We start from the raw sequence: 12,441 nt of genomic DNA on the forward strand, positions 1-12,441 counted from the left end.
GGCTGCCCGCCCTGCGTCGCTCACGCTGTGCTCTGCGTCGCTCACGCTGTCAGGTAGGCGATCGCCTCCCGCAAGCTCTCCTCCAGACGGAGCGCTCGCCCGAGTTCGAGCACGCGCTCCCCCTCTTCGCTCAGCGACGTGCGCAGACCGTCGAGGATCCGCTCGAAGCGGGCGCGGGAAGCGGGGTGGAGGCCGATGGCGTAGGCCTGCTCCAGTGCCAGCTCCGCACCGAAGAAACGCATCGCGTCTGCAGGCCGCCCCTCACGCCAGGCCAGCTCCGCGAGCCCGAGCAGACCCCACGCGAGCAGCTCCTTGCGTACGATCTCCTGCCAGCGAGCGAACCCCTCTCGCAGGCTCACCCGCGCCGAGGCGAGGTCACCTTGCACGAGCGCGTTGTCCGCGAGGTTCAGCCACGCACGGGCGGCCAGCTCCTCGTTGCCGAGCGCGCGGGCCAGGCTCAGCGTCTCTTCGAAGCAGGTCGCCGCTTGCCCGTGGCGGCCCAGGTACTGGAACGCGCCCCCCAGGGTGCTCAGCGTCTCCGCGATGCTCACCCGGGAGCCGAGCACCCGCTGCAGCGACAAGCTCTCTTCCAGCAATGCCGCCGCCGCCTCGTACTCCCCCTGGAAGCACCAGGTCAGCCCCAGCGCGTGGAGAAGGATGCCGATCAGCCATCGATCTCCGGTCTGGCGTGCCAGCGCGAGCCCCTCGCGCAGCGGGGTCACGGCCTGCTCGAACTCCAGGCGGGATCGGTGAACTCGACCTCGCTCGCCGAGCAGGCGGGCGATGATCCAGGCATCGCCTGTCGCCCGCGCGTGGACCGCCCCCTCTTCGAGGGCAGACAGCGCGGTGGCGTGGTCCCCCTTCAACAGCGCCTGCTCGGCCATCCCGAGCAACGCCAGCGAGATCCAGAAGCCCTCACCGCCTGCGCGACAAGCCGCGAGCGCCTCCTCGGGGGTGACCTTGCCCGGACGTGACCCCGGCAGCAGCACGAGAAGCATCGACAGCGCGCGCCCGCGGATCGCGGCTGGCGCTGCCGTAGCTTGACGGACGAGCCGCTCCAGTCGCGCGCTCCCCTCGGCGTGGTGCCCTCGCAAGAACCAGTACCGACCGAGCGCCGTTGCGAGCCGCAGCGCCGCCTCCGGCTCCAGCCAGCCCCTCGGCGCATCCCCGCCCCCCGCGGGCGCCCCGCCCTCGACGAAGCCATCCAGCGCCGCCCGCAGGTTGTCGTGTTCGACGTCGAGCCTCCGGAGCAGCTCGAGCTGCTCCGCCGTCCGCAGCTTCGACTCGGCTTCTTCGGCGAGGCGCAGGTAACACGCGAAGTGGCGCGCCCGTACGGCCGGCGCTTCACCGGACTCTTCGAGCTTCTCCAGCGCGTACTGACGGATCGTGTCCAGCAGGCGGTATCGGCCCGAGCCCGACCGATCCACCGCGACGACCAGCGACTTGCCCACGAGCTGCGCCACCAGGTCCGTCACCTGTGCGGGCTGTAGCTCGAGTGGATCCCCCTCGAAGGTGCACACCGCCTCGGCAGCGCTGGGCACCCAGCCGCCCTGGAACACCGAGAGCCGTCGCAGCGCGGCCCGCTCCCGGTCCGTGAGCAGCTCGTGGCTCCAGTCGATGAGCGCCCGCAGCGTGCGCTGACGCCGCGACGCCGTCCGCCGGATGGAGTCGAGCAGCCCGAAGCGATCCTCGATGCGCGCGGCGATCTGCTCGGCCGTGAGCCCTCGCAGGCGCGCCGCGGCCAGCTCGATCGCCAGCGGGATCCCGTCCAGCGTCCGGCAGATGTGCGCCACCGCGGGCGCAACTTCCGCGGTCAACCGGAAGCCGGCCTGCGCCGAGCGCCCTCGCTCGACGAAGAGCTGCACTGCCTCGCTCCTGGCCACGTCGCCCAGATCGTGATCCGCCTCCGGGATCGGCAGTGGCGCGAGCGCCAGGATCATTTCCCCTTCGAGCGCCAGCGACTCCCGGCTGGTCACCAGCAGCCGCAGCCCCGGGCAGCCGAGGAGCATTTCCTCGACCAGCTCCGCGCAGGCACCGACGAGATGCTCGCAGTTGTCGAGCACCAGCAAGAGCCGCCTGGGCCTGAGCTGACGGAGCATCGTGGCCGAGAGGGCCTGCCCAGGCTCTTCTCGTACCCCGACCCCTGCCGCGATCGCCCCCAGGATCGCGTCTGCCTCGAGGACCGACGACAGATCGACGAACACCGCGCCATCCTCGAAGCTGCTGCGCAGCTCCGAAGCCACCTGGATGGACAGCCGCGTCTTGCCCGTTCCCCCTGGGCCCACGAGGCTGACCAGCCGCCCCGCCTGGAGCAGCCGCTTCGCCTCGACGATCTCCGCCTCCCGACCAATGAAGCTCGTCAGCGGCGAGGGCAAGTCGTCCCGCTGCGACGTGCGCGTCGGGAACGGAGGAGGACGGACCTCCACCGTCGCGCCCTCCGTTCCTCCAGGCAGATCTCCCGTCGCGTGCGACGCCACGAACACCGTCGGCGCCGCGGGGTGCGCCTGGGACATGGGCACACTCCCCTCGGCCGGGACCAGCATCGAGCGCCGGATCGAGGGATCGTCGGGCAAGAGCGCGAGCAGCGCAGCGAGCATCTCCTCGGCGCGCTGGAACCGATCCTTCGGGTCGATCTCCAGCGCCCGCGCCACCACCGCCGCCACCCCCGGAGGCACCCAGGGAGCGACCTTGTCCACGGGCGGCGGCTTCGCCGTGCAGATGGCCACCACCACCTCACCCACCGCGTCCCGCTGGTGCGGCGGTTTGCCCGTCAGCGCCTCGTAGAGCACCACCCCGAGCGACCAGAGATCCGTGCGCAGATCGAGGGTCTGCTGCCCCCGCACCTGCTCGGGCGACATGTACAGGGGCGTGCCGAGCATGCTGCCCGTCCGGGTCAGCGTCACCGCGTCCTGCTGAGCAAATGGCGACGGCCGCAGCTTCGCGATCCCGAAGTCCAGGATCTTCACCGCAAGCTCACCGCCGTCCCGCTCGGCCAGAAACAGGTTCGCCGGCTTGATGTCGCGGTGCACCACCCCGGCCGCGTGGGCGCGCGCGAGCCCCCGGCACGTCTGCACCGCGATCCTCAAGCAGAGCTGGAGCGGCAGACATCCCAGCCGGCAGAGCACGAGCGACAGGTCCTCGCCTTCGAGGAGTTCCATCACGATGTACGCAGCGCCGGTCGCCTCGTCGATCCCCACATCGAGGACCTGCGCGATGTGCTGCGACTCGATCGCCCCCGCCGCCCTGGCCTCCACCTCCAGACGCCCGAACGCCGCCGCGTCCGCCGCCGTGATCACCTTCACCGCGATCCGACGGCCCGTGGCGACGTGCCGCCCTTCGTAGACGCGGCCCATCCCGCCCTGACCGATCTGGCGGACCAGATGATATCGCCCGCCGAGCCGCGTATCGATCACGTCGCGGTGAATCGTAGGCGAGCGCCCTGGCCCACGGCAAGCGAGGCGAAGGACCGGACGAACTAATAGCTCCCCTGCCCTACTTTCCTCAGCGGCCTCCGCCTGAGAGCGCACGCCACGCTCCGCTCCGCTCCGCCACGACGCGCTCCGCCACGACATGCATGCCACCTCGAAGCGTCCACGCCCCTGACAAGCATGCCTGCTGAGCCTCCTGTGAGCTCCTCCGCGTCATGTAAGCTCCTCCGCGTCATGACAGACGAACGCGAGCGCAATTTCTGGGGGTGGGGTTACGCCGATCGGTTTCCCGACCAGGAAACCCGCAAGGCCATCGGCGCGCAGGTGGGCGCCCTCCTTGGCGTCCCTCCCCTCGAACCTCGTGAGCCTCCCCCGCTCGACACCATCGTCCTTCGCCCCCCACGCTTTGAACTTCCGCCCGCCCTCGCGCACCTAAGCTCTTCTGCGCCGCGCGATCGCATCACCCACACCCATGGGCGCAGCTACCGTGATCTGGTTCGCGGCTTCCGTGGCGACTTCACGCTCGCGCCCGACTGGGTGGCCTACCCTTCTTCCGAAGACGACATCTCAGCCCTCCTGGCCTGGTGCAGCGACGCCCACATCGCGCTCATCCCCTACGGAGGCGGTACCAGCGTCGTCGGCGGTGTCGAGCCCGACATCGGCCCTTCCTACAACGGCGTCATCGCCCTCGACCTCCGCTGCTTCGACCGCGTCCTCGACGTCGACCCCCTCTCCCGCGTCGCTCGCATCCAGGCCGGCGCCCGCGGACCGGCCATCGAAGCCCAGCTCGCCCCCCACGGCCTCACGCTCCGTCACTACCCCCAGAGCTTCGAGTTCTCGACGCTCGGCGGCTGGATCGCCACCCGCGCCGGTGGCCATTTCGCCACCTTGCACACCCACATCGACGACTTCGTGTCCTCGATCCGCATGCTCACCCCGGCGGGCGTCTACGCAACCCGAAGGCTCCCGGCGTCGGGCGCTGGCCCGAGTCCTGACCGCCTCGCCCTCGGCTCCGAGGGCATCCTCGGCGTGATCACCGAAGCCTGGCTGCGCGTCCAGGCGAGGCCTCGTTACCGCGCTTCCGCCTCCGTCGCGTTTCCTTCCTTCGCCGACGGCGCCGCCGCGGCCCGCGCCCTCGCGCAGAGTGGCCTCCACCCCGCCAACTGCCGCCTCATCGATCGCACCGAGATGCTCTTGAACGGCGTCGCAGCCGACGGGGAAGCCGTGCTCTTGCTCGGCTTCGAGTCTGCCGATCACCCCCTCGACACGTGGATCCACCGCGCCCTCGCGATCACCGCCGAGCACCGCGGCCGCTGCCCCGACGGCCCGAAGATCCGCGACGACGGCGAGCGCACTGCCGCCAGCGCCGCGTCCACCTACCGCGAGTCGTTCTTCCAGGCCCCTTACCTCCAGACCGCGCTGGTCAGCCTCGGCGTCGTCGTCGACACCTTCGAGACCGCCTGCCCCTGGGACCGCTTCGACGCCCTGCACACCGCCGTCGACACCGCCGTCCGCGGCGCCGGCGCGCGCGCGCTCGCCTGCCGCTTCACCCACGTCTACCCCGACGGTCCAGCGCCCTATTACACCTTCCTCGCCCCCGCCGAGCCTGGCGAAGAACTCGAGCGCTGGTACGCCATCCGTCGCGCTGCGGCCGACGCCGTGCTCGCCACGGGCGGCACGATCACTCACCACCACGCCGTCGGCAGGCTGCACCGACCCTGGTACGACCACGAGCGCCCCGACCCCTTCGCCCTCGCGCTGCGCGCCGCCAAGCGCGCCCTCGACCCGCAAGGCATCCTCAACCCGGGCGTGCTGATCGATCCTGAACCGCGCTGAGCGCGTGCCCCTGCGGAACGGCATCCGGACGCTGCGGCTCGACCGAACCAGAACCGGCACGTGACACCGGCCAGGACGCTCGCCCACGAGCGTCGACGACACGCAATGCGCGCGACATCTGGAACGCGAGAGCACACCGCTCATTGCGCGGTTCCGCGCCCGACGAAGCATGCAATGACCGCAGCGGATCCCGGCGTCACAATCGTTCTCGCCCATTGTCATCTCGTTTGACATCCAACCCCACCAGGTGACAGATCACCCGAGACGCCCCCGCTCTGCCGGCCTGCTCGGATCGCAGTCGCCCACAGTGGCGCGTCGATGCCTGGGACAGCCGTCTGAGGGGCATTGCGTCGTCGAGGGGGTCGAGTGCTCAACAAGACGCTGTACGGTCTGATCAAGACCCTTCTGCTCATTGCGTGCGCAGGCTGCAGCGGGTCGCTCCTCGACGAAGAGGGCAATCACCAGGACATCGCAGAGGCGGACACCGCCGAGAGCGATGATGCGCTCGCGCATGCCGTCGCCGGTGCCGATGTCTTCGCCGAGGTCGTCGCGATCGATCAGGTTTACGTCTTCAATCGCTTCGGCTCCTTCAATCCCTCCGGCATGGTCTACGCGCTGAAGCGTGACGTCATCGCCGCCGACCCCTCCCTCCCCCTCGGCCCTGGCAACGCCACCTTGCGCGAAGGCAAGCGCGCACGCCCCCTCGTCCTCCGCGTCAACGTCGGCGAGACCCTCGGCATCTCCTTCACCAACTGGCTCACCCCTGCTGGCGGCACCTTGCCCGGCGGCTCGCCCGCCACCCGGCGCGCGTCCATCCACGTCGACGGCCTCCAGATGCGCAACATCCAGGCCCTCGGCGCGAAGATCGGCAACAACCCCGACTCGCTCGCCTCACCCGGCGAGACCCGCAACTACCTGCTCTCGGCCGCTCACGAGGGCACCTTCCTGATGCACAGCACCGGCGCCATGGTCGGTGGCCAGTTCAATGGCGGACAGCTCGTCCAGGGCCTCTTCGGCGCGGTCCACGTCGAGCCGGCCGGGTCCGTCGCGTACCGCTCGCAGGTCACCGCCGACGACCTCGTCGCCGCCTCGCGCTGGCCCTCGAACCCCGACGGCACCCCGCGCATCGATTACGATGCCCTCGACGACGACGGCGAGCCCATCCTCGCCATACGCAATCGCCACGGCGAGATCGTGCACGGGGATCTCAATGCCATCATCACCGGCTTCTCGTCCACCCAGGCGGGCACCCAGAACTCGCTGAACCAGGGCCGGTTCCGCGAACTCACCGTCATCTTCCACGACGGCGCGAATGCCGTGCAGGCCTTCCCCGAGTTCAACACCAACCCGGCCTTGCGGGCGGTCGGCGACGGATTCGGCGTCAATTACGGCTCCTCGGGGCTCGGCGCCGAGCTGCTGGCGAGCCGCGCCAAGCTGGGCCCCGCGAAGGACTGCGACGAGTGCAAGTTCGAGGAGTTCTTCCTCAGCTCATGGGCCAATGGCGACCCGGCCCTGATCATCGATCCCGACGCCGATGGCGGCCCGGCCGTCCCCTTTCTCGACGATCCCTCCAACGTCCAGCATGGCTACGTCGGCGACCCGACCCGCTTTCGCAACCTCCACGCCGGCCCCCTCGACACCCACGTCTTCCACCTCCACGCCCAGCAATGGTTCAGGACCCCGGGCAGCGACGACAGCAGCTACCTGGACTCCCAGGGCATCGCCCCGGGCGAGGCGTTCACCTACGACATCAGCTACGGCGGCGGCGGCAACCGCAACCTCACCCCGGGTGATTCCATCTTCCATTGCCACCTCTATCCCCATTTCGTGCAGGGGATGTGGGGCCTCTGGCGCAGCCACGACGTCTTCGAGGCGGGCACCTCGGACCGCAAGCTCCCGGACGGCGAACTCGCCAGCGGCACCCCGGTCCCTGCGGTGGTGCCCATTCCCGGGCTCGCCATGGCGCCCATGCCCACGTACGCGCCCACCACGGTGACCTTGACGAACGGCACCACGGTGACCCGCCCCCCGATGCCGGGCTACCCGTTCTACATCGCCGCGGTCGCCGGTCACCGCCCCCCGCAGCCTCCCCTGGACCTCGATCACGACGGCGGCCTCCCGCGCCACATCGTCACCAGCGCGCCCGTCATCTCGCGCGATCGCGGCGAGTACGACGCCGTGCTCCTCGAAGCCGACCTCAAGCTCCTCCCCTCGGGCGGCACCCCCTCCGAGCTCGCAGCCGCCGACTTTCACGCGGGCCAGTTCCCCGGCGGCGCGCCCTTCACCACGCCCTACGGCTTCCCAGCGCGCGCTTACCCCTCGTTCACGCCAGAAGGCCAGCCCGCGCGCTTCGCCGTCAATGGCCTCCCCCCGCGCCCAGGCGCCCCGTATGCCGACCCCTGCCCCCCTGGCGCCCCCGTGCGCACCTACCGCGCAGCTTACGTGCAGGTCGACGGCGTGGTGAACGGCGCTGGCTGGCACGACCCGCAGATGCGCCTCGCCGTCCTCGAGCACGACGTCGACGCCACCCTCGACGGCACCCGCCCCCCCGAGCCCCTGTTCTTCCGCGCCAGCTCCGGCGAGTGCGTCGTCTTCAAGGCCACCAACCTGATCCCGGACGTGCTCCAGCAGGACGACTTCCAGATCTTCACCCCCACCGACATCATCGGCCAGCACATCCACCTCGTGAAGTTCGACGTCACCTCCTCCGACGGCGCCGCGAACGGCTTCAACTACGAGGATGGCACCTTCGCCGCCGAAGAGGTCATCGCCCGCATCGACGCCGCGAACGCGCGCGGAGGGGCCTTCCCCGCCGACGGCACCCTCTTGCCCCAGGGCGGCCGCGTCGCGCTCTCTCCCTCGCACCATCCGACCATCGCCTCCGCCCCGCTCGGCGCGCAGACCACGATCCAGCGCTGGTGGGCCGATCCCCTCACCGGCAGCGAAGGCAAAGATCGCACGATTCGCACGGCCTTCTCGCACGATCACTTCAGCGCCTCGTCCCACCAGCACCACGGCCTCTATGCAGGCCTCGTCGTCGAGCCGGTCGGCTCCGTCTGGCGCGATCCCAAGACGGGCGAGGTCTTCGGCGGCCGCGCCGACGGCGGCCCCACGAGCTACCGCGCCGACATCTACGTCCCTGGCTCTCAGACCAGCAACCCGGCGCCCTTCCGTGAGTTCAACCTGAGCATCGCCGATTACGCCCTCGTGTACGACGAATGCGGCAATCCGGTCCACCCGCCCACCTCGGCGGAGGCGGCGCTCCCGCTCGGCATCACGCACTCCGGCGCCTCCGCCCCGCAGATCGTCTCCACCGCCGACCCGGGCACCCAGGTCATCAATTATCGCCACGAGCCCCTCCCCATGCGCCTCGCCCGGCGCGATTGCAGCACCGGTGCCGTCACCCGCAAGAGCGGCGCGGCCGGCGAGATGCACAACGTCTTTCGCTCCTCCATTCATGGCGATCCCGCGACACCACTCCTCGAAGCGCATGAGGGCGATCGCGTTCAGGTGCGCCTGCTCCAGGGCGCCCAGCACAAGCAGCACGTCTTCTCCATTCACGGCCTCAAATGGCTGCGCGAGCCCGACGATCGGGACAGCGGCTTCACCAATGGTCAGCCCATCGGCATCTCCGAGCATTTCGAGCTGGAATCGGTGAGTCCTGCCACTCCACCGAACAGTGAGAACGGCGTCGCCGATCACCTCTATCAGAGCGCCGTCACCGACGACCTCTGGAACGGCGCGTGGGGCATCCTGCGCACGCTGAAGAAGACCAGCACCGATCTGCTCCCACTCCCGGGCTCTCGCCCCACCCCTCCGGCGAATCTGCCCACCTGCCCGGCGGGCGCGCCGATCCGACCTTTCAAGGTCCACGCCCTCCGCGCGCAGGGCAATCTGCCGGGCAATCGCCTCGTCTACAATGGCAATGCCGGCCTCTACGATCCGGACGCCATTCTCTTCGTCCACGAGTACGACCTCCCTGGCCTCCGCTGGGGGACACGCGCCCCGGAGCCCCTCATCCTGCGCGCCGCCGCGGGCGACTGCATCAAGCTCACCCTGGTCAACGAGCTGCCCGCGAGCTTCACCCACCGCGCCGGGTGGAACTACAACACGCCCATCGTCGACGGCTTCAACACCAACCAGGTGAAGCCTTCGAACCGCGTCTCGCTCCACCCCCAGCTCCTCCATTACGACGTCACCACCGACGACGGCGCCGACGTCGGCCTGAACGCGGTCCAGAGCGTAGGTCCAGGCGAGTCGCGGCAGTACACCTGGTATGCCGGCGAGGTCGTGCAGAACGACGGCCCTGGCCCTCAGTGGATCCACGAGCCCATCGAGTTCGGTGCCGTGAACCTCAGGGACATGGCCGACGTCATCACCCACGGCATGCACGGTGCCGTCGGCGCCCTCATCGTCGAGCCGAAGTGGGCGAGCTGGATGGAGGACCCGGGCCAGCGTGCGCAGGCCACCGTCCGCTACATCGACCCCCAGGGCGGCCCGACCTCCTTCCGCGAGTTCGTCGTCGTCCTCCAGGACGAGCTCAACCTCTTCACGGACAACGCCACCTTCCGCTGCGGTGACGCCGCGATGAACTGCGACGCCGCGATTCGCAACACGTTCAGCTTCGGCGACGTCGGGCACAAGGCGGTCAATTACCGCACCGAGCCCGTCTGGAAGCGTCTCGGCCTCCGCCCGGAGACGCCATCCAGCCAGCTCAACAACCTCGATCTCTCCAACCTCTTCAGCTCCACCCCCCACGGCGACCCCGCCACCCCCGTGTTCACCGCCACCTCGCGGCAGAAGATCCGCGTCCGCGTGACGTACCCCTCGGGGCACCTGCGCCGGCACGCCTTCTCTCTCTGGGGTGCCGAGTGGCCGCACATCCCGTGGGCGGCGGGCAGCGCGTCCCGGGCCATGGGCGCGAACCCCCACGCGATGGCGCTCGGCACCCAGGGCGGCATCGGCCCCATGACGGCCTGGAACATCGTCCCCTTCGACGACGCGGGAGGCCGTCACCACGTGCCCGGCGACAGGCTCTACCTCAACCAGCCCACCTCCAAGCTCTCGGGTGGCCTCTGGGGCATCTTCCGGGTGACGCCGTGAGGTCGCTCTACCCTGCCCTCCTCGCGGCCCCGCTCGCGCTCACCGCCCCCTCGTGCGGGCAGCGTGCCCCGTCGCCCGCATCCTCCCCCTCGCCCATCGCGGCGCCCCTCCCTGCACCTCCGACAGCGGCCCTTCCCGACCCCGAGAGTCACCTCGAGCGCGATGGCCTCGCCATCCACTTCGCCCTGAAGCCGCTGTCCGCCGACCCGACCCGCCTCGACCCCCGCGACGAGCACACCGCCGTCTTCACCATCACCGACGCCAAGACCGGCGCGCCCATCGGCGGCCTCGCGCCCCTCGCCTGGATGTCGCGCCGCGACGGCCCTCCGCCCGACGACACCGCCTGCCGCGAGAAGATCAAGAGCTACCGCGCCGGTCTCCTGTCCACCACGCCCGACGTGGACATGAACACCCACCTGCTCTGGACGCTGAACGACGACAGCTCCCTCTCGGTGATCAACCCGCAGGTCGCGTTCAGCAAGACCAAGCTCCAGCGGGTGGTCAGCCTCGCCGGACGCGGCGCCGCCTTCGCCATGCACCCGGAGGGCGACACCGTGTACGTCACGCTTCCCGCGGCCCGCAGCGTTGCCTTCGTCGACGCCCGACGCGGCCTGGTCACGACCAACGTCCCCGTCGGCGACACCCCCACCCAGGTCGTGGTGGCCCCCGACGGACGCACCGTCTGGATCGGCAACGACGGCGACGACACCGTCAGCGTGCTCGACGCCCGATCGGGCGTCCCGCTGTCCACCTTGCGCGTGGGCCGAGGGCACCACGAGATCGTCTTCGCCAACCGCCAGCGCGACGCCTGGATCATCAGCCGCGACGCCGAGCGCGCCGTCGTCGTCGACACGGCAGACCTCGAGGTGCTCCGCGAGGTCGAGATCGGTGCGGGCGCGACCTCGATTTCGGCGAGCGACACCGCCAGCGCGGTGTACGTGGCCAACCCGGCGCGCGGCGAGATGCTGCTCCTCGACGTCGAGCACCGCACCCTGGCCGGACGCATCCCCCTTCGCCCCGGCGTCGCCACCGTGCAGTTCGAGCCTCGGGGCCGCTTCGCCTTCGCCCTCAACCCCGAGGCCGACGAGCTGACCATCCTCGACGGCGCCACCGGCCAGCCCCGCCACACCTTGAGCCATCTGGCGAGGCCCGACGTCGTCGCGTTCACCCCCACCTTCGCCTACGTGAGGAGCCTCGACGCGAACCGCGTGTCGCTGCTCGATCTCGCCGCGCTGGAGCGCCCCGACACCCCCGCCGTGGTCGACGTGCAGATCGGCCAGCGGGCTCCCCGTGAAGCGAGGGACGCCGCCCAGGGCGCGCCGATCGTCGCCCTGCCCGAAGGGAACGGCGCGATCATCGGGAGCCCCGGTGACAAGGCCCTCTACTACTACGTCGAGGGGATGATGGCGCCGCTCGGCACCCTCCTGAACCACGGGCGCGCACCACGCTCCGTCCTTCTGGAGGACCGCTCACTCCACGAGAAGCGCCCCGGTGTCTACGAGACCACGGTGCGCGTGGGCAGCGAGGGGATGCACGACGTGGCCCTCCTCCTCGGCAGCCGCCGCCTCGCCGCCTGCCTCGACGCCAAGGTAGAGCCCAGCCTCGGCACCCCTGCAACACCTCCTCCGGGCGTGACCTTCGAGCCGCTGTTCGACACGAGTGCGGAGGCCGAGGTGGGCGCGCCCGTGACGCTCCGCTTCCGGGCGACGCCGACGACGACCGGCGGCGCCTCCGCGGCCCCCCTCGATCCCGCCCACCTGGACGCGCTGATCTTTCGCTTTCCCTCCGGCTTCCGGTGGAGCGGCGCGCCCCAGGCCGAAGGAGACGGCGCATTCTCGGTCACCTTCACCCCCACCCATGCCGGCGAGTACCGCCTCATGGTCGGCGTGGACGCGCGCGGCGCCCCCATGGGCACACTCCCCTGGGCGAAGATCAAGGCACGCCCCAGGCGGGACGTCGCCGTCGAGGAGAGCGCATCGCGCTGAAGCACTCCGGCAGGCTTCGGAGGGACGTGAGCACCCGACCTCCAGACGCCAGCCCGTGCCAGCGTCCGGAGGGTCAGGTGTGGGTGGCG

The 12,441-nt window shown here is 70.4% G+C and carries 4 protein-coding genes; 3 read left to right on the forward strand and 1 reads right to left on the reverse strand.

Annotation, left to right across the window (positions count from 1 at the left end):
• Nucleotides 1–41 precede the first annotated feature (41 nt).
• Entirely contained in the window at nt 42–3,413 is a 3,372-nt protein-coding gene (locus tag CMC5_RS35320; RefSeq protein ID WP_050434526.1) for a protein kinase domain-containing protein, read from the reverse strand.
• A gap of 249 nt (nt 3,414–3,662) precedes the next feature.
• Between CMC5_RS35320 and CMC5_RS35325 the strand changes: the two genes are divergently transcribed.
• The 3 genes from CMC5_RS35325 (at nt 3,663) to CMC5_RS35335 (ending at nt 12,352) form a co-directional block, all read left to right on the forward strand.
• Nucleotides 3,663–5,264 (forward strand): FAD-binding oxidoreductase, encoded by a 1,602-nt coding sequence (locus CMC5_RS35325; RefSeq protein WP_050434527.1) that lies wholly within the window; start codon nt 3,663–3,665, stop codon nt 5,262–5,264.
• A 366-nt stretch (nt 5,265–5,630) separates the two neighbouring features.
• Nucleotides 5,631–10,367 carry a cupredoxin domain-containing protein gene (locus CMC5_RS35330; protein WP_050434528.1) on the forward strand — a complete coding sequence of 1,579 codons (4,737 nt, stop codon included), beginning with the start codon at nt 5,631–5,633 and terminating at the stop codon, nt 10,365–10,367.
• The gene (locus tag CMC5_RS35335) at nt 10,364–12,352 is read left to right on the forward strand and encodes a YncE family protein (RefSeq protein WP_063796403.1); all 1,989 of its coding nucleotides are present in this window, start codon (nt 10,364–10,366) and stop codon (nt 12,350–12,352) included. Before CMC5_RS35330 ends, CMC5_RS35335 begins: the two co-directional genes overlap by 4 nt.
• Nucleotides 12,353–12,441: the final 89 nt, after the last annotated feature.

The sequence above is a fragment of the Chondromyces crocatus genome (genome assembly GCF_001189295.1).
Taxonomy (GTDB): domain Bacteria; phylum Myxococcota_A; class Polyangia; order Polyangiales; family Polyangiaceae; genus Chondromyces; species Chondromyces crocatus.

Excerpts from the sequence above, each read along its gene's own strand:
- CMC5_RS35325 (WP_050434527.1), top strand. The coding sequence starts at position 3,663 with ATGACAGACGAACGCGAGCGCAATTTCTGGGGGTGGGGTTACGCCGAT.